The 23630-nt window shown below is 70.5% G+C and carries 20 protein-coding genes and 1 riboswitch; of the genes, 10 read left to right on the top strand and 10 right to left on the bottom strand.

Features of this window, described 5'->3' with window-relative positions; all coding sequences use genetic code 11:
• Positions 1–11: 11 nt before the first annotated feature.
• The 3 genes from ACF1GV_RS14455 to ACF1GV_RS14465 are packed head-to-tail and all read right to left on the bottom strand — an operon-like array spanning position 12 to position 2023.
• Positions 12–1151, bottom strand: a complete 1140-nt coding sequence (locus ACF1GV_RS14455; RefSeq protein ID WP_391680249.1) for a cystathionine gamma-lyase — start codon at positions 1149–1151, stop codon at positions 12–14.
• Positions 1148–1639, bottom strand: a complete 492-nt coding sequence (locus ACF1GV_RS14460; RefSeq protein WP_391680251.1) for a low molecular weight protein-tyrosine-phosphatase — start codon at positions 1637–1639, stop codon at positions 1148–1150. The genes ACF1GV_RS14455 and ACF1GV_RS14460 overlap by 4 nt, the downstream gene beginning before the upstream one ends.
• Before the next feature lie 6 nt (positions 1640–1645).
• A complete protein-coding gene (locus ACF1GV_RS14465; RefSeq protein WP_363265359.1) occupies positions 1646–2023 on the bottom strand; it encodes a phage holin family protein in 378 nt (125 codons plus the stop codon).
• 57 nt (positions 2024–2080) lie between these two features.
• Between ACF1GV_RS14465 and ACF1GV_RS14470 the strand changes: the two genes are divergently transcribed.
• The 4 genes from ACF1GV_RS14470 to ACF1GV_RS14485 all read left to right on the top strand — a co-directional run bounded on the left by ACF1GV_RS14470 (position 2081) and on the right by ACF1GV_RS14485 (position 4376).
• On the top strand, positions 2081–2398 hold the full coding sequence (locus ACF1GV_RS14470; RefSeq protein WP_391680253.1) for a cupin domain-containing protein: 318 nt from the start codon (positions 2081–2083) through the stop codon (positions 2396–2398).
• 160 nt (positions 2399–2558) lie between these two features.
• The gene (locus tag ACF1GV_RS14475) at positions 2559–2771 is read left to right on the top strand and encodes a DUF5326 family protein (protein WP_391680255.1); all 213 of its coding nucleotides are present in this window, start codon (positions 2559–2561) and stop codon (positions 2769–2771) included.
• Positions 2772–3103: 332 nt separating this feature from the next.
• Positions 3104–3829, top strand: a complete 726-nt coding sequence (locus ACF1GV_RS14480) for an IclR family transcriptional regulator (RefSeq protein WP_391680441.1) — start codon at positions 3104–3106, stop codon at positions 3827–3829.
• 100 nt (positions 3830–3929) lie between these two features.
• A complete protein-coding gene (locus ACF1GV_RS14485) occupies positions 3930–4376 on the top strand; it encodes an SsgA family sporulation/cell division regulator (RefSeq protein ID WP_391680256.1) in 447 nt (148 codons plus the stop codon).
• A 108-nt stretch (positions 4377–4484) separates the two neighbouring features.
• Here ACF1GV_RS14485 and ACF1GV_RS14490 read toward each other — a convergent pair whose 3' ends face one another.
• On the bottom strand, positions 4485–6023 hold the full coding sequence (locus ACF1GV_RS14490) for a YibE/F family protein (RefSeq protein WP_391680258.1): 1539 nt from the start codon (positions 6021–6023) through the stop codon (positions 4485–4487).
• A gap of 71 nt (positions 6024–6094) precedes the next feature.
• Positions 6095–6272, top strand: a riboswitch (TPP riboswitch).
• On the opposite strand from ACF1GV_RS14490, the gene thiC reads away from it, so the two are divergent.
• Positions 6265–8049 (top strand): phosphomethylpyrimidine synthase ThiC, encoded by a 1785-nt coding sequence (gene thiC / locus ACF1GV_RS14495; protein ID WP_363265363.1) that lies wholly within the window; start codon positions 6265–6267, stop codon positions 8047–8049. (Overlaps the previous riboswitch by 8 nt.)
• Before the next feature lie 257 nt (positions 8050–8306).
• Here the strand turns inward: thiC and ACF1GV_RS14500 are convergent, their stop codons facing one another.
• The 3 genes from ACF1GV_RS14500 to ACF1GV_RS14510 all read right to left on the bottom strand — a co-directional run bounded on the left by ACF1GV_RS14500 (position 8307) and on the right by ACF1GV_RS14510 (position 11966).
• Positions 8307–9176, bottom strand: coding sequence for a hypothetical protein (locus ACF1GV_RS14500; RefSeq protein WP_391680260.1), 870 nt, complete (start codon positions 9174–9176; stop codon positions 8307–8309).
• Positions 9177–9393: 217 nt separating this feature from the next.
• On the bottom strand, positions 9394–10494 hold the full coding sequence (locus ACF1GV_RS14505) for a metallophosphoesterase (RefSeq protein WP_391680262.1): 1101 nt from the start codon (positions 10492–10494) through the stop codon (positions 9394–9396).
• A 356-nt stretch (positions 10495–10850) separates the two neighbouring features.
• Positions 10851–11966, bottom strand: coding sequence for a LacI family DNA-binding transcriptional regulator (locus ACF1GV_RS14510; RefSeq protein WP_391680264.1), 1116 nt, complete (start codon positions 11964–11966; stop codon positions 10851–10853).
• Positions 11967–12435: 469 nt separating this feature from the next.
• Here ACF1GV_RS14510 and hisC point away from each other — a divergent pair, with 469 nt between their 5' ends.
• A complete protein-coding gene (gene hisC, locus ACF1GV_RS14515; RefSeq protein WP_391680266.1) occupies positions 12436–13515 on the top strand; it encodes a histidinol-phosphate transaminase in 1080 nt (359 codons plus the stop codon).
• A gap of 204 nt (positions 13516–13719) precedes the next feature.
• Here hisC and ACF1GV_RS14520 read toward each other — a convergent pair whose 3' ends face one another.
• The gene (locus tag ACF1GV_RS14520; protein WP_391680268.1) at positions 13720–14115 is read right to left on the bottom strand and encodes a cyclophilin-like fold protein; all 396 of its coding nucleotides are present in this window, start codon (positions 14113–14115) and stop codon (positions 13720–13722) included.
• A gap of 210 nt (positions 14116–14325) precedes the next feature.
• On the opposite strand from ACF1GV_RS14520, the gene ACF1GV_RS14525 reads away from it, so the two are divergent.
• The 4 genes from ACF1GV_RS14525 (at position 14326) to ACF1GV_RS14540 (ending at position 21632) form a co-directional block, all read left to right on the top strand.
• Complete coding sequence (locus ACF1GV_RS14525; RefSeq protein ID WP_391680270.1) at positions 14326–15834, top strand: cytochrome ubiquinol oxidase subunit I; 1509 nt, start codon at positions 14326–14328, stop codon at positions 15832–15834.
• Positions 15835–15854: 20 nt separating this feature from the next.
• On the top strand, positions 15855–16859 hold the full coding sequence (cydB, locus tag ACF1GV_RS14530; protein ID WP_391680272.1) for a cytochrome d ubiquinol oxidase subunit II: 1005 nt from the start codon (positions 15855–15857) through the stop codon (positions 16857–16859).
• A 12-nt stretch (positions 16860–16871) separates the two neighbouring features.
• Positions 16872–20426: a thiol reductant ABC exporter subunit CydD gene (gene cydD, locus ACF1GV_RS14535; RefSeq protein WP_391680274.1), complete on the top strand. Its 3555-nt coding sequence runs from the start codon at positions 16872–16874 to the stop codon at positions 20424–20426.
• 150 nt (positions 20427–20576) lie between these two features.
• Positions 20577–21632, top strand: a complete 1056-nt coding sequence (locus tag ACF1GV_RS14540) for a peptidoglycan DD-metalloendopeptidase family protein (RefSeq protein ID WP_391680275.1) — start codon at positions 20577–20579, stop codon at positions 21630–21632.
• A 26-nt stretch (positions 21633–21658) separates the two neighbouring features.
• Here ACF1GV_RS14540 and ACF1GV_RS14545 read toward each other — a convergent pair whose 3' ends face one another.
• Positions 21659–22546: a Cof-type HAD-IIB family hydrolase gene (locus tag ACF1GV_RS14545; protein ID WP_391680276.1), complete on the bottom strand. Its 888-nt coding sequence runs from the start codon at positions 22544–22546 to the stop codon at positions 21659–21661.
• A gap of 168 nt (positions 22547–22714) precedes the next feature.
• Positions 22715–23626 carry an LLM class flavin-dependent oxidoreductase gene (locus tag ACF1GV_RS14550; protein ID WP_391680277.1) on the bottom strand — a complete coding sequence of 304 codons (912 nt, stop codon included), beginning with the start codon at positions 23624–23626 and terminating at the stop codon, positions 22715–22717.
• Positions 23627–23630: the final 4 nt, after the last annotated feature.

Below are 23630 nucleotides of genomic sequence, written 5' to 3' on the forward strand. Positions count from 1 at the left end.
CGGCCAGCAGGTCAGCCGGCCGACTCCTTGAGGGCGCGTAGCAGATCGGCCACCAGGTCCTCGGCGTCCTCCGCCCCGACCGACAGCCGGATGAAGCCCTCCGGCACCGCGTCTCCACCCCACCGGCCACGCCGCTCGGCGGTGGAGCGCACCCCGCCGAAGCTGGTGGCGTCGTCCACCAGCCGCAGCGCGTCCAGGAAACGGTCGGCACGCGCGCGCGTGGGCAGCGTGAAGGAGACGACGCATCCGAAGCGCCGCATCTGCCGGCAGGCGACCTTGTGCGACGGATCGCCGGGCAGTCCCGGATAGCGCAGTCCGGTGACGTCCGGGTGCTCCCGCAGCGCCTCGGCCACCTTCAGTGCCGTGGCGTTCTGCCGGTCGACGCGCAGCCCGAGCGTGGCCAGGGAGCGGTGCGCCAGCCAGGCCTCCATGGGCCCGGGGATCGCCCCGACGATCTTGCGCCAGCGCCGCACGGCGGTCATGGCCTCCCGATCGCGGCCGGCGACGTACCCGAGCAGGATGTCGCCGTGCCCGGTGAGCTGCTTCGTCCCGCTGGCCACCGCGAAGTCGGCGCCCAGCTCCAGCGGGCGCTGCCCGAGCGGCGTGGCGAGCGTGTTGTCGACGGCGACGAGGGCACCACGCGCGTGCGCCGCATCGACCAGCCGCCGGATGTCGCACACGTCGAGACCGGGGTTGGACGGCGACTCGATCCACAGCAGCCGCGCGCCGTCGAGCACCTCCAGCTGCGCGTCGCCGCCGGTCGGCGCGGTGCGCACCTCGACGCCGAACGCCTCCAGCTGGGCGCGGACCAGGGGCAGCGCCTGGTAGCCGTCGCTGGGCAGCACGACCGCGTCCCCGGTGCGCAGCTGGGAGAACAGCACCGCGGAGATCGCCGCCATCCCGGAGGCGAACACCAGCGTCTCCACGCCGTCCTCGCCCGGCGCCTCCAGCTCGCCGATGGCCCGCTCCAGCAGCGTCCACGTGGGGTTCTCGTCACGCCCATAGGTGTACGGCCCCGTGGGATCGCCCGGCAGATGGAAGTGGGCCGCGAAAACCGGGCCCGGCAGCGTCGGTTCGTGCTTGACCGGTTCGGGCAGTCCCGCCCGCACCGCGCGGGTGCCGTCGCCCCGACCCTCGTCCGCGTCGCTCATGCCGCCCGTCCTTCCATCCGCTCACGTACCGCGGCGAGCAGTCCGTCGCTCGCCGCCTCCACCATCTCAAGGCACTCCTCGAAGCCGTCCATGCCCCCGTAGTACGGGTCGGGTACGTCCAGGTCGTCGCCTGCGGCGGGGTCGTAGGAGCGCAGGAGCCGTACCTTCACCGCGTCCTGCTCGGTGGGCGCGAGACGGCGCAGCGCCTTCAGGTGCCCGGCGTCCAGGGCGATCACCAGGTCGAGCCGGGTGAACCAGGACGGCTGGAACTGCCGCGCCGTGTGGTCGCTGTCGTACCCGGACTCCCGCAGGACGGCGACCGTGCGCGGGTCTGCGCCGTCGCCCTCGTGCCAGCCGCCCGTGCCGGCACTGTCGACCTCGACGAGATCGCCGAGACCGGCCTCCGCCACGCGGGCGCGGAAGACGGACTCGGCCATCGGGGAGCGGCAGATGTTGCCGGTGCAGACGAAGCAGACGCGGTAGCTCACGGCGCCTCAGTCCTCGTCGGGCAGCACGACGTGCAGGGCCCAGGACACGATCGAGATGATCAGGCCGCCCAGGACGGCCGTCCAGAAGCCCTCGACATGGAAGCTCAGGTCGGCCTTGCCGCACACCCACGAGGTCAGCAGCAGCATCAGCGCGTTGACGACCAGGGTGAACAACCCGAGCGTGAGGATGAACAGGGGGAAGGTCAGCACCTTCACGACCGGCTTGACCAGGAAGTTCACCAAGCCGAAGACCAGGGCGACGACGATCAGCGTGCCGGCCTTCTTGCCGGTGCTCGATCCGGTCAGGGTGATCTTGTCAAGCAACCACACGGCGACCAGCAGGGCGCCCGCGTTGGCGATCGTCTTGACTACGAAATTCTTCATGTGTCTGATCGTGGCAGACGGACACGGCCAGGAGCAGAGGCGAGGGCGAACAAGAAGATGAAGGCATTCCGGCTGGACGATCTGGAGGCGGAACGGGCCGCCAACGAAGGCGCCTACCTGCAGTTCCTGCGCGAGCGGAACATGTCCGTCGGCCTGTACGCGCTCAACGCGGGCGAGCACGACCCGCAAAAGCCGCACAACCAGGACGAGGTCTACTTCGTCGTCAGCGGCCGCGCCGCGATCACCGTCGGCCTGGAGACGACGGAGGTGGCACGCGGCAGCGTGGTGTACGTGCCCGCCGGGGTCGCCCACAAGTTCCATCACATCAGCGAGGACCTGCGCGTTCTCGTGGTGTTCTCCCCGCCGGAGAGCTGAGGGGACCGCATTCTTCCTCCGGGTTCCCTAGGGGACGGGTCAGGGGAGGACCGGGGGTGCGAGGCCCCCGCGTGCGCCCTCCCCGGCCCTAGCATCGAGTGCAGGACATCCAGGAGAGTCCGGCACCCGTCAACGGGCCGGTGAGGAAAGGGCGAAGACGATGCGAGAGATTTTCGCGGGACTGCCGTGGTGGGTGAAGTGGGTCGCGGTGCCGGTCATCGCCCTCGTCGTGTTCGGCGGTGTGATTGCCACGGTCGTCGGGTTCGTGATCGGGCTGCTCTTCAAGCTGCTGGTCTTCGTCGCCCTGATCGGCGGTCTCATCTACATCGTGCGGAAGTTCACCGCCGGATCGTCCTCGCGCAGCGACTGGTAGGGGCCCGCGGCCGGTGATCGCCGAGGGAATCGCCGGTTCCCTCGGGGGAGGGAACTTTTCCGGCCAGCCGTTCTGTCCACGGCGGCGGACGGTTAGAGTCCAAAATCCGACGTGGGGCCGATCCCCCGCGCATGGCGGACACCCCCGCACCCGTGTTCCCGCACGGGCTCCCCCTCGCGCTTCGGGAGTGACCCTTGGCCACGGTTGACACCGCATCCGCAGAGCCGTACCCGTCCCCCGCCCGGCCCTGCTCGACCGCGCCCCCGCTGCAGCGGCCCGCCCCCACGCCCGGTACCGAGCAGCCTCCGGCCGCGACGACGCTCATCAGTTCCGTGCAGCGCGCCATGCGTCTGCTGGAAGCCGTCGCCGAACACCCCTATGGCGCCCCCGCCAAACAACTGGCCCGGGAGACCGGCCTGGCCCTGCCCACCGCCTACCACCTGCTGCGCACTCTGGTGCACGAGGGCTATCTGTGCCGCGAGAAGGGCCTGTTCTTCCTCGGTGAGTCGGCCGAGCGGCTGGGCAGTAGCGGAGCGGAGCAGAAACGTCGCAGCACGATCGTGGACACACTCGCACAGTGGCGCGATTCGATCGGTGTGCCGGTGTATTACGCCATGTACCGCGAGGGTGAGATCGAGGTCATGTGTGTTTCGGACACGCCCGGCAACCCGGCGGTCGAGGAGTGGGCCGACTTCCGTGAGACGGGACACGCCCACGCCATCGGGCAGTGCCTGCTCTCCCAGTTGGACGAGGGCGCCCGCCGCGACCACCTCGCCCGCTACCCGGCGCAGGCCATCACCCCATACACGGTGTGTGACAACCATGCCTTGCTGCGGCGGCTGGAGCGGCTGCGGCGGATGGAGCCGGTGATCGAGCGGCAGGAGTACGCCCTGGGCACGGTGTGTGCGGCGGTGCCGATCACGGTGGGCACCACGGCCGCGACGATGGCCATCTCGCTGCCCGCGCACCAGGCCGATCGGCTGCTGCCCGCGGCGCGGAGACTGCAGGACGAGATCGGGCGCCTGCTGGGCTCGCTGGCCTTGTCTATCAGTATCTGAAAACTCACTCCTTGTGATCTCACGTGCACGTTCAGCAAGATGCCTCCAGTGTCAAGGGGTTCATTCCCAGCCAGTCGACGGCAAGTGACGGGGTAGGCGAATGCGCGAGTCCGTGCAGGCAGTACAGGCAGAGGTCATGATGAGCTTTCTCGTCTCCGAGGAGCTCTCGTTCCGCATCCCGGTGGAACTGCGCTACGAGACCTGTGATCCCTACGCCGTACGGCTGACTTTCCACCTCCCCGGGGATGCGCCGGTGACCTGGGCGTTCGGCCGTGAGCTGCTGCTCGACGGGGTGGGGCGGCCGTGCGGGGAGGGCGATGTCCGTATCGCACCGGTCGAAGCCGACACGCTGGGCGAGGTGCTGATCCGGCTCCAGGTCGGTTGCGACCAGGCACTGTTCCGTTCGTCGGCGCCACCGATCGTGGCGTTCCTGGATCGCACCGACAAGCTGGTGCCGCTCGGCCAGGAGGGTGCGCTCGCCGACTTCGACGCTCATCTGGAGCAGGCGCTCGACCGCATCCTCGCGGAGGAGCAGAGCGCGGGCTGAGACGTCACGTCACCAAGGTGGCGTAACGGTTCACCAGTGCTGGGCGGAAATATGCAGGAACGCTTCTGCAGTCGTTTGGCCGGTACGGCGAAGGTGCCGGCCGGTGCCTCAGTGCTTGCGGCGCCGCCCCCGGCCGCCGCGCCCCGCGGGCACCGGGATCGAGCCGGTGCCGGTGCCACCGCCGAGGTCATGGCCGGCCGGTGCCGGACCCGGACGGTCGGCGGCCACCACCAGGGCCGCGAGCGCCGTGGTGACCGGTACCGAGGCGACCAGGCCGATCGATCCCACCAGCGTGCGCACGATCTCCTCCGCGACCAGCTCACTGTTGGCGACGGTGCCCACGCTGCTCTGTGCGATGGAGAAGAGCAGCAGCAACGGCAACGCTGCACCGGCGTAGGCCAGGACCAGGGTGTTGACGACTGATGCGATGTGGTCGCGGCCGATCCGGATGCCCGCCCGGTACAGCCCGCGCCAGCCCATCGACGGGTTGGCCTCGTGCAGCTCCCAGACGGCGGAGGTCTGGGTGACCGTCACGTCGTCGAGCACGCCCAGCGATCCGATGATGACGCCGGCGAGCAGCAGACCGCTCATGTCGATGGACGGGTACAGGCCGTGGATCAGGCCGGTGTTGTCGTCCGTGTTGCCGGTCAGCGCGGCCCAGCCGATGAACAGCGAACCGAGGACGCCGATCAGCAGCAGGGAGATCAGGGTGCCGAGCACCGCCACGGACGTCCGGGCCGACAGCCCGTGGCACAGATACAGGGCGATGAGCATGATCGCACTGGAGCCCACGACGGCGACGACCAACGGGTTCTCGCCCTGCAGGACCGCCGGCAGGATGAAGAAGTTCAGCACCATGAAGCTGATGGCCAGCGCGACGAGCGCCATCACCCCGCGCATCCGCCCGACGACGATGACGGCGAGCGCGAAGATGCCGGCCAGCAGGGCCATCGGGAAGCGCCGGTCGACGTCTGTGACCGAGTACTGCAGGTCCCTCGGCGCCGAGGGCTCGTAGGCGACCACGACCTTCTCGCCCTGGTGCAGCTGCCGCGTCTGGTCCGGCTGCACGATCTCGGTGAACGTCCGGCCCGTGTCCTTGCCCGAGTCGACCCGGACGGTGGCCTTCTTGCAGGCGCCCGACGCCTGTTGCTGGGCCGGGGAGCCCTCCGCGGTGGATGTGTCGCCGGTCGGCGTGCCACCGGAGGCGTTGACCGCCTTGCAGCTCACCTCGACCACCTGGGTGACCGTGGCCTGCTGGGTCTGCCGGTCGAAGCCGACACCGGTGCGCTGGTGGGACGGGGCACCCCCGGGCCACAGCACGCCAAGGCCGACGACCACCGCCACGGCGAACGGGATGAGGATCGCCGCGATCACCTTGCGCAGATGCCGGGAGACAGGAGCAGCGGGCCCGTGATTGTGACTGTGCCCATGCCCGCCTCCCGCAGAGTGCTGGGCACCGTGCCCGCCTCCCGCGGCATGGGTGGCACCGTGCCCGTGGCCGCCACCGGACGCGCGCCGGTGTCCGTGTCCGGACCCTGATGCGTGCCCCTGCTCATGCCCGTCCTCGACGTCCTGGCCGTGGCCTGTCGGGCCCTGGCCGCGGGGCGGCTCGGACGGCGGATACGGGGGCTGGTGTGTGGTGGTCACCGACCGATCATCGCAAGAACGACAGGGGCCCCCTGTTCACCGCGCCCGAATTGACGCTAGCGTGGAGGCACCTTTGCACACGCGGGAGCTCGGAGCACCGGGCTGAGAGGGCGCTGACCTCCGTCTTTGCGATGTTTCACGTGGAACATGTGGTGTTCCACACGAAATGTCGGCAGACGGTGACCGCTGCGTCGACCGCCGAACCTGTTACCGGGTAATGCCGGCGTAGGGAGTAGGTCTCATGACCAACAAGGACGCACGCACGCCTGCCTCCGTTCAGAGCGAAACGGCTCAGGAGGCCGGAAAGTCCATCGGCTGGCACAAGGCATACGTCGAGGGTTCGCGCCCCGACCTGCGGGTGCCGGTCCGTCAGGTGCACCTCACCAACGGGAAGTCGGTCACGCTGTACGACACATCCGGCCCGTATACCGATCCGCTCGTCGACACCGACGTGCGCAGGGGCCTGTCACCGCTCCGGGAGAACTGGATCATCGCCCGCGGCGACACCGAGGAGTACGCGGGCCGTCCCGTCCGTCCAGAGGACGACGGGGTCAAGCACACCTCGCCGCGCGGAGGCCTGCGCAACCTCGACGCGGTCTTCCCCGGACGTCCGCGCCAGCCCCGTCGCGGCCGTGACGGCCAGGCGGTCACCCAGCTCGCGTACGCCCGCCGGGGCGAGATCACGCCCGAGATGGAGTTCGTGGCCCTGCGGGAGAACGTCTCGCCCGAGGTGGTCCGCGAGGAGATCGCGGCGGGCCGCGCCGTACTGCCGGCCAACGTCAACCACCCGGAGATCGAGCCGATGATCATCGGCAAGCGGTTCCTGGTGAAGGTCAACGCCAACATCGGCAACTCCGCGGTGACTTCCTCCATCGAGGAGGAGGTCGAGAAGATGACGTGGGCGACCCGTTGGGGCGCCGACACGGTCATGGACCTGTCCACGGGCCGCAACATCCACACCACCCGTGAGTGGGTGCTGCGCAACTCCCCCGTCCCCATCGGCACGGTGCCGCTCTACCAGGCACTGGAGAAGGTCGACGGCAGGGCCGAGGAACTGACCTGGGAGATCTACAAGGACACGGTCATCGAGCAGGCCGAGCAGGGCGTGGACTACATGACGGTCCACGCGGGCGTGCGCCTGGCGTATGTGCCGCTCACCGCCAACCGCAAGACGGGCATCGTCTCGCGCGGCGGCTCGATCATGGCCGCGTGGTGCCTCGCTCACCACAAGGAATCGTTCCTGTACGAGCACTTCGAGGAGCTGTGCGAGATCCTCGCCGCCTACGACGTGACGTACTCCCTCGGTGACGGCCTCAGGCCCGGCTCCATCGCGGACGCCAACGACGAGGCGCAGTTCGCGGAGCTCCGCACGCTCGGGGAACTCAACACGATCGCCAAGCGTTTCAACGTACAGACCATGATCGAGGGCCCGGGACACGTCCCGATGCACAAGATCAAGGAGAACATCGACCTTCAGCAGGAGATCTGCGATGAAGCTCCGTTCTATACGCTCGGCCCGCTGACCACGGACGTCGCGCCGGCGTACGACCACATCACCTCCGGCATCGGCGCCGCGATGATCGCCTGGTGGGGCACGGCGATGCTCTGCTATGTCACGCCCAAGGAGCACCTGGGCCTGCCCAACCGGGACGACGTCAAGACCGGCGTCATCACCTACAAGATCGCGGCTCACGCGGCCGATCTCGCCAAGGGGCACCCGGGTGCGCAGGAGTGGGACGACGCGCTGTCCGACGCCCGGTTCGAGTTCCGGTGGGAGGACCAGTTCAACCTCGCCCTGGACCCGGACACGGCGCGGGAGTTCCACGACGAGACCCTGCCGGCCGAACCGGCCAAGACGGCACACTTCTGCTCGATGTGCGGGCCGAAGTTCTGCTCGATGAAGATCTCGCAGGACATCCGCCGTGAGCACGGCGGCAGCAAGGCCGAGATCGAGGCCGGGATGGCCGAGAAGTCGCGGGAGTTCGCGGCGGCGGGCAACCGCGTGTATCTGCCGATCGCGGACTGACGCGGGCCGCGGGCGGTACTCCGTGTCTGGCGTGCACGGAGTACCGCTCATCCGGCTCCAGTCGTTGGGCGACGTGCTGATCAGTGGCCGTAGGTGATCAGTCGTATGACCGGAGCCGAGAGTCACTGGGCGTAGGGCACTTCAGGATCCCGGACGTGCCTGCGCCGGGTCGGCTCGAGAAGTCCCGAAGGACCAGGACGCCGATCACTCGCCCGGATCGTCCTGTTGATGGACGGTGCGGGGCGCGCACCTGCGGTTCACTCCGGCTGGTGTTCCGGCCCGCCGAAGTCCGGGCTGCTGAAGTCGGGGCTCGTGAAGCTCGGGCGCGGGCCGGCGGCGGGGCCGTCGTCGGGGCTGGTGAATCCCGGCCGGTCATAACCCAGGCGCGGCATGCGGCTGGACGGCACCGACGGGGAGACGGGGTGAGCCGGCGTCGTACCGGGATCGGCCAGGGCGTCGCGCAGGAACGGCACGATCCCGCGTTCCAGCAGGGCTTCATGCCAGGCGTCGCGCGCCTGGGTCAGCTCCTGAGGAGGTTCGCCGGGGGCGCCGGGGTCGAGCGAGGGACGGTTGCGCAGGGCCGTGAGCAGCAGTCCGACCGTGGCGACGAGGATCGCGGCCGCCGTCAGCGCGCCGAAGACCCATCCGGCGGTCAGCATGGTCCGGGCGAAGGCCGGCTCGGGGTCGAGCATCTTCAGGACGTAGCCCACGAGCAGGAATATCGCGGCGGCGGTGCCGGCGAGGACGGGTGCGAGGACGGCGACGACGGCGACGGCGCCCGCGCCGGTGCTCTCGGCCATCTCGCCCATGGTGGCGGCGAGCCCCATCGGGGCGCTGCCGGCGTCGGAGGATGCGGAGGGGTGCTCGGCTGTCGGGGCGGCGGCCGGGGCCGGATGGCGCAGCTCCTCGCGGACCTTGACGTAGTGCTGGTACTCGGTGGCGGCGGAGGCGGTGATGAGGGAGATGGCGCTGAGCGCCATGGCGCGCAGCTGTTCGAGGGTGAGCCGTTGGCCGACGGCGGACAGTTCCGGACGGTGTGCTGCGGAGCGCAGCGCCTCATCGAGGATCCGTTCGTAGTCCTGACGGTCCTCACTCAACAGGTGCTGCGGAACGCTGTTCATGTGCATCCCCCGATGCTCCGTAGGGCTTGGGGCTCGCATGACGACGAGCCGTCGGGCAGAAACGGAGGGGAGCCTGCTACGGATAAGGCGATGGTAGAGCGGCGACGGCTCGCGGTGACAGGGGGTTTCGACAAATTGCCGAGGGGCCCGGTGTGTTGAGCTGATCCGGGCCGGGTGCCGGCCGGTGGGTCAGAACGGTCCGCAGGGTGGCGCGCGGGAACGCTCAGCCGCCCAGCGGGAGTTCCTGGACCAGCAGTTTTCCTGCCATCGTCACGCCGCCGTCCATCGCGATGGCGAGTCCGTCGGCGTAGACGTGCGGGCCCTCGACGAGCGGGCCGGCGCTGTCCTCGCCGTCCTCGGAGCCGACATCGCCCAGCAGATACGGGATCGGGCTGTGGCCGTGAACGATGCGGGTGCCGCCGTACGTATCGAGCAGCGAGCGCACGGCGTCGGCGCCGCCCTCGTCGCGGAAGGAGAAGCGCTTGGTGAACTTGCGGAACATGTCCCAGCACTCGTCCGCGTCGTTGCGGGTCAGCGTCTCGCGGACGGTGTCGTTGACCGCCTCGATCGAGTCGCCGTAGTCGAGGTAGGCGGTGGTGTCGGAGTGCACGAGCAGATAGCCGTCGACCTCCTCCACGGCGTCCAGGCGGGCCATCCACTGCAGGTGGTGGTCCTGGAGGCGGTCCATGTCGGTCTTCTGGCCGCCGTTGAGCAGCCAGGCCGCCTGGAAGGTGGCGGTGCCCGCGCCGGAGTTTACGGGCGTGTCGCCGAACCGCTTGGCGCCGAGCAGCAGCAGCTCGTGGTTGCCCATCAGGGCCTTGCAGTAGCCGCCGGCTGCCGCGGCCTCCGCGGACAGGCGCATGACCAGGTCGATGACCCCGATGCCGTCGGGTCCGCGGTCGGTGAAGTCGCCGAGGAACCACAGCCGGGCGGTGCCCGCGCACCACTGGCCCGCCGCGTCGATCAGCCCCTTCTCCTGCAGGGCGGCGATCAGCTCGTCCAGATAGCCGTGCACGTCGCCCACGACGAAGAGGGGGCCGGGGGCGGGCTGCGCCGCGGCCGGGGCGGGCGCGATGGCCGGGTCGACGCTCACCTGCACGGTGTCCCCGCGGTTGATGACGGGCAGATCGCGCTCGGTGGGCGTGTAGCCCTCGGGCGCCTGCAGCGGGTCCTCGACGGGCGGTACGCCCTCGCCGGGGTGGGCACCGTGGCCGAACGGACCGGTCTCATGGACGTACGCCGGCACGCGGAAGTCGCGCAACGTCGCCGTCCGCTCCACCTCGGGTCCCTGACCGGCCCCCTGAGTCATCGACCCCTCCACCATCGCGCCGCATCTGCACCGCTTCGGACTGCCTGGTCGCAGCGGCCCGCGGTGTCGTGGGCCCATCATAGGAATGCGGATCGTGCCGTGTGATGACCCAGGGGTGGTGAATCGGAACAAGACTCCTGTTCACTGCGGCTTTTCGCCCCGTTTGGGAAGGGCTTTCCCACCTGAGCCCCTCCCACCCACCTCGCCGAGGACGCGCACGCCGCCCCGGACGTCACGACGCCGCGGGGGCGATACGCCTGCGTCGCCACCCCTGCGTCCACCGGGTTCCCCCTCCGGCGCACGCGCCGCGCCACCATTCCTGTCCGGGGGCGCGGCGGACCACCCGTACGAGGCGCATCCGGTCTCCGGTGCTACCCGTCACCCTCCGGGGTGCGCGGCGGGCTGACCGTGGTGCGCTGCTGGCGGCGCTGGGAGGACGTGCGGATGATCAGCTCGGTCGGTATCACCTGCTCGACCGGCTGGTCGGACTCCACGCCCTCGATGGCGTCGATGAGCAACTGCACCACGGCCGTGCCGATACGGCGGGGTTTGAGCGACAGGGTCGTGATGGGCGGCTCGGTACTGGCGTACACGGTGGACTCGCTGCAGCACACCAGCAGCAGGTCCTCGGGCACGCGCAGCCCGTAACGGCGGGCGGCGGCGAGCAGATCGGTGCCATTGGGGTCGAACAGGCCGTAGACGGCGTCGGGGCGGTCGGGCCGGGCGAGGAGCCGGTCGGCGGCGACGGCGCCCGCGCACGGGTCGTGCGCCGGGTAGGCCTCGTAGACCGGATCCTGTCCGACCCGCTCACACCAGCGCAGGTAGGCGGTGGTCGACAGGTGGGTGTACGTGTCGGTCGTGGTCCCCGTCAGCAGGCCGATGCGGCGGGCGCCGGCGTCGGCGAGATGGTCGAGGATGTTGAGGACGGCGGCCTCGTGATCGTTGTCGACCCAGGCGGTGACGGGCAGGGAGCTGACGGGGCGGCCGTCGGACACCACCGGTAAACCCTGCCGGACCAGTTCCGTGACCACGGGGTCCTGGTCGGAGGGGTCGATGACGACGGTGCCGTCCAGGGCCACGTTGGACCACACGTCGTGGCGGGAGGTCGCGGGCAGGATGACCAGCGCGTAACCGCGGGCGAGCGCGGCGGAGGTGGCGGCGCGGGCCATCTCGGCGAAATAGGCGAACTCGGTGAAGGTGAAAGGTTCATCCCCGTACGTCGTCACGGTCAGGCCGATGAGGCCCGACTTGCCGGTACGGAGGGTGCGGGCGGCGGCGGAAGGCCGGTAGCCCAGCCGGTCGGCGACCTCGCGGACGTGGCGCCGGGTGGCGTCCGGGAGGCGGCCCTTGCCGTTCAGAGCGTCGGAGACGGTCGTGATGGAGACTCCGGCGGCGGCGGCCACGTCTCTGATGCCCGCCCGACCCGGCCGGCTGCCTCGGCGTGAGGTTTCCGCGCGGCTCACCTGGTGCTTCCCTGCTGCTGTCATGGCGAGGTGATAGTAGGGCTCATGACGTGGGGTAGTGCGGACGCATATGCACGCGTTCACAGGCACGTTTCTGCATGGCGGCAGAGGGTCAAGTGCCTAAGAAAACAAGGGAGTTGAGCGTTTTTTCAGCAAGACGTGATGCATCGGCGCGGATAGGCCTGCCAAGCACCTGATGTTTCGAAGAGGTCTCAACTCACCTTGACGAGGGATGCGCGCCACGGCGTGAGCTACCGGCGCATAGATATATGTGCGGCGCGCCCCCCGCCTCGTACGCCCGCGCCGGACCCTTCGTACAGCTTCGTACGACGTTGCCCATGATGCTCCTGGGGCGCGAGGGGTGTCGCTGCCGTGACCCGTGGCGCACGAGGTCCTGCAGACCGGTACGCAGCGCGGCCCAATCCTCATAAGGTGAGCAGTATTGGAAGCCGGCGGCGGTGACGGGCCGCCGGCTGTCGCGAGGAGGACTGCGGTGAGCGAGACGAGCCCGAAGCTGCGCGCCGAGCTGGAGGGTATTCCCACCTACAAGCCGGGCAAGCCCGCCGCGGCGGACGGCCCGGTGGCCTACAAGCTGTCCTCCAACGAGAACCCCTATCCGCCGCTTCCCGGCGTGATGGAGCGAGTCACCGCCGCCGCCTGCAACTTCAACCGTTACCCGGACATGGCCTGTACGGGCCTGATGAGCGAGCTGTCCGAGCGCTTCGGTGTCCCGCTCTCCCATGTGGCGACCGGCACCGGCTCGGTGGGTGTGGCCCAGCAGCTGATCCAGGCGACCTCCGGCCCCGGCGACGAGGTGATCTACGCCTGGCGCTCCTTCGAGGCGTACCCGATCATCACTCAGATCAGCGGGGCGCGTTCGGTGCAGGTGCCGCTGACCGAGGGCGATGTGCACGACCTGGACGCCATGGCGGACGCGATCACCGACCGGACCCGGCTGATCTTCGTCTGCAACCCGAACAACCCCACCGGCACGGTGGTGCGGCGGGCCGAGCTGGAGCGCTTCCTGGACCGGGTGCCCAGCGACGTGCTGGTGGTGCTGGACGAGGCGTACCGGGAGTTCATCCGCGACCCCGAGGTGCCCGACGGCGTGGAGATCTACCGGGAGCGGCCGAACGTCTGCGTGCTGCGCACTTTCTCCAAGGCATACGGCCTCGCCGGGCTGCGGGTCGGTTTCGCGATCGCCCATGAGCCGGTCGCGGCGGCGCTGCGCAAGACGGCGGTGCCGTTCGGCGTGAGCCAGCTGGCCCAGGAGGCGGCGATCGCCTCGCTGCAGGCGGAGGACGAGCTCCTCGGCCGGGTCGGCTCGCTGGTGTGCGAGCGCACCAGGGTGGTCGACGCGCTGCGGGCGCAGGGCTGGACGGTGCCCGAGACCCAGGCCAACTTCGTGTGGCTGCGGCTGGGCGAGCGCACGGTCGCCTTCGCGGAGGCGTGTGAGCAGGCCGGCGTGGTCGTCCGGCCGTTCGCGGGTGAAGGGGTGCGGGTCACGATCGGGGAGACCGAGGCCAACGACATCTTCGTGAAGGTGGCGGAGAACTTCCGCAAGGAGCTGTAGAGCTCAGACAGCGGAGCCGGAGGGCTTCGGGGGCTGGTACCGACGGGGCCGTGAGGGGCAGGTACCGAAGGGGTCTCGAGGGGCAGGTGCCGAAGGGCTTCGTGGGCAGGTCACGGGTGGCGCCGCGGGTGCGGCCGCGGCTTGAGTGAGCTGTCCGTTGTCGAGGACTGGGTGGTCGAGGACTGAGTCAGCCGATGGGCTGGGTCAGTCCTCGATCAGTTCCAGGCGGATGGGGTCGCCGTCGCGCACCGTGGCGAGTGCGCGGGCGTCCCCGTCCAGGCGTCCCACCACATTGCATGGGCTGGCCAGGCGGCACTCGTCACCCCGCGAGATCGGCGTCGGCCCGTAGGGGAGGGCGAGCGCGTCGCCGTCCGTCCAGAAAGCCACGGTGCCTGGCTCGACGACCTGCTGGGCCGTGGTTTCACGTGAAACGGAGACCCCGGTGTCGAAGTAGACCTCCTCGCCCCAGGTGCGGGCGACGGAGGCGAGGGGCAGGGCCTTGGCGAGGGCCTGTGTGGTGGCGGTGTCGTCGAGGGTCGCGGTGAGGTGTCCCGCGGGCCAGGAGATCCGGATCCGAGTCGTGGTGCTGTGCTTCTGCATGGCGCGCAATTCAACACAATGTTGAACTCGCTGCCAAGAGTCTGCCGCGGCGGTCAAGGGGGGACCCCCCTTCGAAAGTCGAAAATCGGTGCGTCATAATGGCTTGTGAATGTGAATGCATTCACAAGCATGTCCCGTTGCTCCCACGTTGTCTGTGACAAACAGGAGTAAACGGCTGCCGTACCACGGCGAGGTAAGGAGACTGACGACGTGGACCTGGCTTTGGCGCCGGAGACCCTGGCGCGCTGGCAGTTCGGCATCACCACCGTCTACCACTTCCTGTTCGTCCCGCTGACGATCTCTCTCGCCGCGCTCACGGCCGGGTTGCAGACCGCCTGGGTGCGCACGGAGAAGGAGAAGTACCTCAGGGCCACCAAGTTCTGGGGCAAGCTCTTCCTGATCAACATCGCGATGGGTGTCGTCACCGGCATCGTGCAGGAGTTCCAGTTCGGCATGAACTGGTCGGACTACTCCCGCTTCGTCGGTGACATCTTCGGCGCGCCCCTCGCCTTCGAGGCCCTGATCGCCTTCTTCTTCGAGTCGACCTTCATCGGCCTGTGGATCTTCGGCTGGGACAAGCTGCCGAAGAAGATCCACCTGGCCTGCATCTGGATGGTCTCGATCGGCACGATCCTGTCGGCGTACTTCATCCTCGCCGCGAACTCCTGGATGCAGCACCCGGTCGGTTACCGCATCAACAAGGAGAAGGGCCGGGCCGAGCTGACCGACTTCTGGGCCGTGCTGACCCAGAACACCGCGCTCAGCCAGGCCTTCCACACCCTCTCCGCGGCCTTCCTGACCGGCGGCGCCTTCATGGTCGGTATCGCCGCCTACCACCTGACCCGCAAGAAGCACATCCGCGAGATGAAGACCTCGCTGCGGCTCGGCCTGATCACCGTGGTCATCGCCGGCCTGCTCACCGCGGTCAGCGGCGACACCCTCGGCAAGGTCATGTTCAAGCAGCAGCCGATGAAGATGGCCGCCGCCGAGGCCCTGTGGGACGGACAGAAGCCGGCCCCGTTCTCCGTCTTCGCCTACGGCGACGTGGAGAAGGGCCACAACAGCGTGGCCATCGAGATCCCCGGCCTGCTGTCCTTCCTGGCCAACGACGACTTCACCTCGTACGTCCCCGGCATCAACGACGTCAACAAGGCCGAGCAGCAGAAGTTCGGACCCGGTGACTACCGGCCCAACATCCCCGTCACCTTCTGGGGCTTCCGCTGGATGATCGGCTTCGGCATGACGTCCTTCGCGCTCGGCATCGCCGGACTGTGGCTGACCCGCAAGAAGTTCATGCTGCCGCACGCCCTCAGGGTCGGCGAGGACGAGGTGCCACACCTGGTCCTGTTCAAGAACAAGGCACTCAGCCCGAAGCTCACCACCTGGTTCTGGCGCATCGCGATCTGGACCCTGGCCTTCCCGCTGATCGCCAACTCCTGGGGCTGGATCTTCACCGAGATGGGCCGCCAGCCGTGGGTCGTCTACGGCGTCCTGCAGACCCGTGATGCGGTCTCCCCCGGCGTCTCCCAGGGCGAGGTCATCACCTCGATGTCCGTCTTCGGTGCCCTGTACGCGATCCTCGCCGTCATCGAGGTGAAGCTGCTCGTCAAGTACGTCAAGGCCGGCCCGCCCGAGCTGACCGAGGACGACCTGAATCCGCCCACGACGATCGGCGGCGACTCCCGGGACGCCGACAAGCCGATGGCCTTCTCGTACTAGGCCGAGGGAGCTGCACAGACATGGAACTGCACGACGTCTGGTTCGTCCTGATCGCCGTCCTGTGGACCGGCTACTTCTTCCTGGAGGGCTTCGACTTCGGGGTCGGCGTCCTCACCAAGCTGCTCGCCCGCAACCGTGCGGAGAAGCGGGTGCTGATCAACACCATCGGCCCGGTCTGGGACGGCAACGAGGTGTGGCTGCTCTCGGCCGGCGGCGCCACCTTCGCCGCCTTCCCCGAGTGGTACGCCACCCTCTTCTCCGGCTTCTATCTGCCGCTGCTGGTGATCCTGGTCTGCCTGATCGTCCGCGGTGTCGCCTTCGAGTACCGCGCGAAGCGGCCCGAGGAGAACTGGCAGCGCAACTGGGAGACGGCGATCTTCTGGTGCTCGCTCATCCCCGCGTTCCTGTGGGGCGTGGCCTTCGGCAACATCGTGCACGGTGTGAAGATCGACAAGAATCTCGAGTACGTCGGGAACCTCGGCGACCTGCTCAACCCGTACGCCCTGCTCGGCGGCCTGGTGACGCTGACGCTGTTCACCTTCCACGGGGCGGTGTTCACAGCGCTGAAGACCGTCGGCGAGATCCGGCAGCGCGCCCGCAAGCTGGCCCTCAAGGTCGGCCTCGTCACCGCCGTCCTAGCGCTGGCCTTCCTGGGCTGGACGCAGGCCGACGGCGGTGACGGCAAGAGCCTGGTCGCGCTGGTGGTCGCCGTAGCGGCGCTGGTCGCGGCTCTGGTGGCCAACCAGGCCGGGCGGGAAGGCTGGTCATTCGCTCTGTCCGGGGTGACCATCGTGGCCGCCGTGGCCATGCTGTTCCTGACGCTGTTCCCGAACGTCATGCCGTCCACGCTGAACCCGGACTGGAGCCTGACGGTCACCAACGCCTCGTCGAGCCCGTACACCCTGAAGATCATGACCTGGTGCGCGGCGATCGCCACGCCGATCGTGCTGCTCTACCAGGCCTGGACCTACTGGGTCTTCCGCAAGCGGATCGGCACCCAGCACATCGCCGAACCCGCGCACTGAGGTGTGTTTCACGTGAAACCAATCGATCCGCGTCTGCTCCGGTACGCCCGGGCCACCCGCCGCTTCCTTGTGGCGGTGGTCGGCCTGGGCGCCCTGGGGGCGGTGCTGGTCATCGCCCAGGCGATGCTCATCGCCGAGACGGTCGTCGGCGCGTTCCAGCACGGCATGCCGGTGTCCGCGCTGCGCACTCCCCTGCTGCTGTTGGTGGCCGTCGCCGGCGGCCGCGCCCTGGTCTCCTGGCTCACCGAACTGGCCGCCCACCGGGCGAACGCGGCGGTGAAGTCCGAGCTGCGGGGCCGGCTGCTGGAGCGGGCCGCACAGCTCGGGCCGGGCTGGCTGAGCGGCCGGCGGACCGGATCGCTGGTCACCCTCGCCACGCGCGGTATCGACGCGCTGGACGACTATTTCTCTCGCTATCTGCCGCAGCTGGGGCTCGCGGTGGCGGTCCCGGTCGCCGTGCTGGCGCGGATCGTCACCGAGGACTGGGTGTCGGCGGCGATCATCGCCGCCACCCTGCCGCTCATCCCCGTCTTCATGATGCTGATCGGCTGGGCGACCCAGTCCCGGATGGACCGGCAGTGGCGGCTGCTGTCCCGGCTGTCCGGGCACTTCCTCGACGTCGTCGCCGGGCTGCCCACACTGAAGGTGTTCGGACGGGCCAAGGCCCAGGCCGACTCGATCCGGCGGATCACCGGCGAGTACCGCCAGGCGACCCTGCGCACTCTGCGCATCGCCTTCCTGTCCTCCTTCGCCCTGGAGTTGCTGTCCACGCTGTCCGTCGCCCTGGTCGCGGTCACGATCGGGATGCGGCTCGTCCACGGCGAGATGACGCTCTACGACGGTCTGGTCGTCCTGGTGCTCGCGCCCGAGGCGTATCTGCCCCTGCGGCAGGTGGGCGCCCAGTACCACGCGGCCGCTGAAGGGCTGGCGGCTGCGGAGGAGATCTTCGCCGTACTCGAGACTCCGCTGCCGAAAGCGGGCACCGGGGCCGTACCCGCCGGACCCATTGCCTTCGACGGGGTCTCCGTGCGCTACCCCGGCCGCTCCGCGGACGCGGTGACGGACGTCTCCTTCGCCGTGGAATCGGGGGAGACGGTCGCCCTGGTCGGGCCCAGCGGGGCGGGCAAGTCGACCCTGCTGCACCTCCTGCTGGGCTTCGTCAGGCCGGCCGGCGGGCGGGTGCGGATCGGGGGAGCCGACCTCGCCGACCTCGACCTGGAGCAGTGGAGGTCGCGGATCGCCTGGTTGCCGCAGCGGCCGCAACTGTTCGCCGGGACGGTCGCCGAAAACGTCCGGCTGGCCCGCCCGGATGCCGACGACGCCGCCGTGCGGCAGGCCCTCGCCGACGCGGGGGCGCTGGACTTCGTGGACGCGCTGCCCGACGGGCTCGGCACGCTGCTGGGCGAGGACGGGGCCGGGTTGTCCGCCGGGCAGCGGCAGCGACTCGCGTTGGCCCGGGCGTTCCTCGCCGACCGCCCGGTGCTGCTGCTCGACGAGCCGACGGCTGCACTCGACGGACGGACAGAGGCGGAGGTCGTCGCGGCCGTGCGCCGCCTCGCCGTGGGGCGCACGGTACTGCTCGTCGTCCACCGGCCGGCCCTCCTGGAGGTCGCGGACCGGGTCGTGCGGCTGGAGGAGACGGATGGCGCGGTGCGGCTGGAGGCCGCCGCCGAGCCGGCCGCATGCGCGGCGAAGGGTGGGGAGATCGGCGCGGCGGACCTCCCGCACGCGGTGGACACCTCGCCCCCGGTGGACATCCCGCAAGCGGTGGCCGAGGCACACCCGGCCGACCGCGGTGCCGAGCCCACGACCAGCCGGGGGAGCGTGCTCACCCGCGTCCGCTCGATGTCCGGGGCCCGGCGCGGACGGCTGCTGCTCGCGCTGCTGCTCGGCAGCCTTGCGCTGGGCAGTGCCGTCGGTCTCATGGCCACCTCCGGCTGGCTGATCTCCCGGGCCTCCCAGCAGCCGCCCGTGCTGTATCTGATGGTCGCCGTGACGGCGACCCGCGCCTTCGGAATCGGCCGCGCGGTGTTCCGCTACGCGGAGCGCCTGGTGTCGCACGACGCGGTGCTGCGCATGCTCGCCGACACCCGGGTCGCGGTCTACCGGCGCCTGGAGCGGCTCGCGCCCGCGGGACTGCGCGCCCGGCGCCGGGGCGATCTGCTGGCCCGGCTCGTCGGTGATGTCGACGCGCTGCAGGACTACTGGCTGCGCTGGCTGCTGCCCGTCGGGGCCGCCGCGCTCGTGTCGGCCGCCGCCGTCGGCTTCACGGCCTGGCTGCTGCCGGAGGCCGGTGCGGTCCTCGCCGCAGGCCTCCTCGCGGCCGGCGTGGGCGTCCCGGCGCTCACCGGCGCTGTCGCCCGCCACGCCGAACGCCGGCTCGCGCCCGCCCGAGGGGAGCTGGCCACCCGGGTCACCGACGTGCTCACCGGCACCGCGGAACTCACCGTCGCCGGTGCCCTGCCCGCCCGCACCGCCGAGGCCGCCCGCGCCGACCGGACGCTCACCGGGATCGCTGCCCGCGCCGCCGCCGCCACCGCACTCGGTGACGGGCTCACCGCGTTGCTGTCCGGGCTGACGGTCGCCGCCTCCGCCCTGGTCGGCGCCCAGGCCGTCGCCGCCGGACGGCTCAGCGGCGTCGCCATGGCCGTCGTCGTGCTGACGCCGCTGGCCGCGTTCGAGGCCGTGACGTCCCTGCCGCTCGCCGTGCGGTACCGGCAACGGGTGCGCCAGAGCGCCGAGCGCGTGTACGACGTACTGGACTCCCCCGCGCCCGTTCAGGAGCCGGAGCGGCCGCTCGCGACTCCCACCACGCCGTTCCCGGTGGTCCTGAAGGGCCTGACCGCCCGTTACCCGGGCCGCCATCAGGACGCGCTCGCCGGTGTCGACCTCACCCTGGAGCCCGGACGCCGGATCGCCGTGGTCGGGCCGTCCGGATCCGGCAAGACGACCCTCGCGCAGGTCCTGCTGCGCTTCCTGGACCCGGCGGCCGGGTCGTACACGCTGGCCGGTGCGGACGCCCGCGATTTCGACGGTGACGACGTGCGCCGTTTCGTCGGGCTGTGCGCCCAGGACGCGCACCTCTTCGACAGCTCGGTGCGCGAGAACCTCCTGCTGGCGAAGAAGGACGCCTCCGAGGCCGACCTGCGCGGTGCCCTGGCCCGGGCCCGGCTCCTGACCTGGGCGGAGAGCCTGCCCGACGGTCTCGACACGCTGATCGGCGAGCACGGCGCCAGGTTGTCCGGCGGGCAGCGGCAACGTCTGGCCCTGGCCCGTGCCCTGCTCGCCGACTTCCCCGTCCTCGTCCTGGACGAGCCCGCCGAGCACCTGGACCTGCCGACCGCCGACGCCCTCACCGCTGACCTGCTGGCCGTCACCGAGGGCCGTACGACGCTGCTCGTCACGCACCGGCTCGCCGGTCTGGACGCCGTCGACGAGGTGATCGTGCTGGACCAGGGGCGCATCGTGCAGCGCGGCCCCTACGCGCGGCTGGCCGCCGAGGAGGGGCCGCTGCAGCGCATGGCCGCCCGGGAGGCGGAGGCGGAACTGCTGGTGGGAACGCGCTGAGGACACGGGCCGCACCACGAGCGGCCAGGCAGGGGTCCGCGGTGCGACACGCCGACAGGCCCTCTTTCGTACCCGTCCGCGGGACACCTCTCCCCCAGTCGTACGACACGGACAGGACCGCGCGGGCCGTCCCGCGCGACGATCGCCGGTATGCGCTCACTTCGCCGTCGCCCGCTGCTCGTCGCGGTCCTGCTCAGCACGCTGGCGATGCTCGCGGCGGCCCCCGCACCGGACGACGGCGATCCCGGCGACGGCACCGCTGCCGGCGTCAGCGCCGAGGTGGCGCGGCTCTATCAGGACGCGGCCGCGGCGACCCAGCGGTACGAGCAGGGCCGCCGGGAGGCCGACGCCCAGCGCGTGCGGGCCCTGCGCGCCGAGGGCCTGCTGGAGCGGCAGCGGCAGCAGCTGGGTGTGCTGCACAAGGACCTGGGCCGCATCGCGCGGGCCCAGTACCGTTCCGGCGGCGGGCTGCCGATGACTGCGCGGCTCCTCCTGGCCGACCACCCCGAGGAGGCGTTGCGCGGACAGCACGCCTTCGCCCGGGTCCAGGGGACCGTGACCCGCGCGATCGACCGGAACCGCCGGGCCGAGGCCCGGCTGAGCGCCGACGAGGCCAGGTCGGCCGCCGGCTGGCAGGCGCTGGAGCAGCGCACCGCCGAACTCGCCGTGCTGAAGAAGGGCATCGAGGCGAAGCTGGAGGACGCCAGGACCCGGCTGCAGGGACAGGCCGATGCGTCCGTCGCGGCGGGCAGCTGCCGCGGTGCCGTCCGCCTCGATCAGCCGCCGCTCGACGGCACGCGCGCGTGGGTCGCGCCGGTGGAGACGTACCAGCTGTCCGCGGGCTTCGGCAGCGACGGCTCGCACTGGGCGCACCGGCACACCGGGCAGGACTTCGCGGTGCCGATCGGCACACCTGTGCGGGCGGTGGGCGCGGGACGGGTGGTGCGGGTGGCCTGCGGCGGCGCCTTCGGCATCGAGATCGTGCTCCAGCACCCCGGCGGCTACTACACGCAGTACGGCCATCTGGCCGCCGTCGGCGTCGACGCGGGGCAACAGGTGCTGGCTGGGCAGTGGATCGGCCAGTCCGGCACGTCCGGCAACTCGACCGGCCCCCACCTGCACTTCGAGGTGCGGATCACACCCGACTACGGTGCGGCGCTGGACCCGCTGCCATGGCTGGCCGAGCGCGGAGTGCGGGTGGGCTGACGGCCGGCGGTGCCGAGCGGCGGCGCTCAGCCCTGCTCGGCCAGCAGCCGCTCTATCACGACGGCCACCCCGTCGTCGTTGTTGGCGACCGTCCGTCCCGAGGCCGCGGCTATCACGTCCGGGTGGGCGTTGCCCATGGCGTACGACCGACCGGCCCAGGTGAGCATCTCGACGTCGTTGGGCATGTCCCCGAAGGCGACGACCTCCTCGTGCGAGATGCCGCGCTCGGCGCAGCACAGCGCGAGGGTGCTGGCCTTGGAGACGTCCGGACCGCTGATCTCCAGCAGGGCGCTGGGGCTGGACCGGGTGACGTTGGCACGCTCGCCGATCGCCAGCCGGGCGACGGTGAGGAAGGCGTCCGGCTCGATCGAGGGGTGGTAGGCCAGGATCTTCAGCACCGGTTCGTCGGGCAGCGGGCCGTCCGGTCCGAGCAGCTCCTCGGCGGACAGGAGGACGTCGGGGACCTCCATGTGCAGCTTCGGGTAGTCCGGCTCCTGGTTGAAGCCGTAGGTCTGCTCGATGGCGTACACGGTGCCCGGTGCCGCGTCGCGCAGCAGGCGTACGGCGTCCAGCGCGTTCTCCCGGGCCAGCTCGCGCACCTTCACGAAGCGGTGGGCGCCGGGGCCGCCGTGCAGGTCGACCACAGCGGCGCCGTTGCCGCAGATCGCCAGGCCGTGGCCGTGGACGTGGTCGCTGACCACGTCCATCCAGCGGGCCGGGCGGCCGGTGACGAAGAAGACCTCGATGCCCGCGGCCTCGGCGGCGGCGAGGGCGGCGATGGTGCGCGGCGACACCGACTTGTCGTCGCGCAGCAGGGTTCCGTCGAGATCGGTGGCGATCAACCGCGGCGGGAGAGCGGAGGCCGGGGTCTCGGGCTGTCGAGTCGCTGAGGTCACCGGGCCATTGTCCCGCATATGCCCGCACGACCGTGCGGCACTGTGCACATCTGAGGGCATCTGAGGGTTTCCCCCATGCCGGGTCACCCGCGACCGGGTCACCCGCGACCGGGTCACCCACAGCCGGGTCGCCCCACGCTCGCGTCACCCACGGCCGTGCGTGCCCCGCCCGGGTCCCCGGCCTCGTCACCCCAGCTGCGCGAGCCCCTCCATGGCGATGTCCTCGAAGACCTTCTCGTCCGCCGCGAAGTCCGAGTCGGGGATCGGCCAGTGGAGGACGATCTCGGTGAACCCCAGCTCCCGGTGGCGCCCGGCGAAGTCCACGAAGGCGTCCAGCGACTCCAGCGGACGGCCGCGATCCGGCGTGAAGCCGGTCAGCAGGACCTTGTCCATCCCGGCCACGTCCCGCCCGATGGCCGCACAGGCCTCGGACAGCTTCTGCAGCTGACCGCGCAGGGCCTGCACCGACTGCTCGGGGGTGCCGTTCTCAAACAGCTTCGGGTCGCCGGTGGTCACCCAGGCCTGCCCGTGGCGTGCGGCGAGCTTCAGCCCGCGCGGCCCGGTCGCGGCCACCGCGAAAGGCAGCCGGGGGCGCTGCACACAACCGGGGATGTTGCGCGCCTCACGCGCCGAGTAGAAGGTCCCCTCGTACGTGACCGCTTCCTCGGTGAGGAGGCGGTCCAGCAGCGGCACGAACTCGGCGAACCGGTCGGCGCGCTCCCGCGGCGTCCACGGCTCCTGGCCCTCCTGCAGCAGGGTCGTGGCGTCGAAGCCGTTGCCGCCCGCTCCAATACCCAGGGTGACCCGGCCACCGGAGATGTCGTCCAGGGAGATCAACTCCTTGGCGAGGGTCACCGGGTGCCGGAAGTTCGGCGAGGTCACCAGCGTTCCCAGCCGCAGCCGGTCGGTGACCGACGCGGCCGCCGTCAGGGTCGGCACGGCACCGAACCACGGCCCGTCCCGGAAGCTGCGCCAGGAGAGGTGATCGTAGGTGTACGCGGTGTGGAAGCCGAGCTGCTCGGCCCGCGTCCAGGACGAACGGCCGCCTTCGTGCCAGCGGCGGTGGGGGAGGATCACGGTGCTCAGGCGCAGACTCATAACC

Origin of the sequence: Streptomyces sp. NPDC014006, from assembly GCF_043088925.1 — a bacterium.
Taxonomy (GTDB): domain Bacteria; phylum Actinomycetota; class Actinomycetes; order Streptomycetales; family Streptomycetaceae; genus Streptomyces.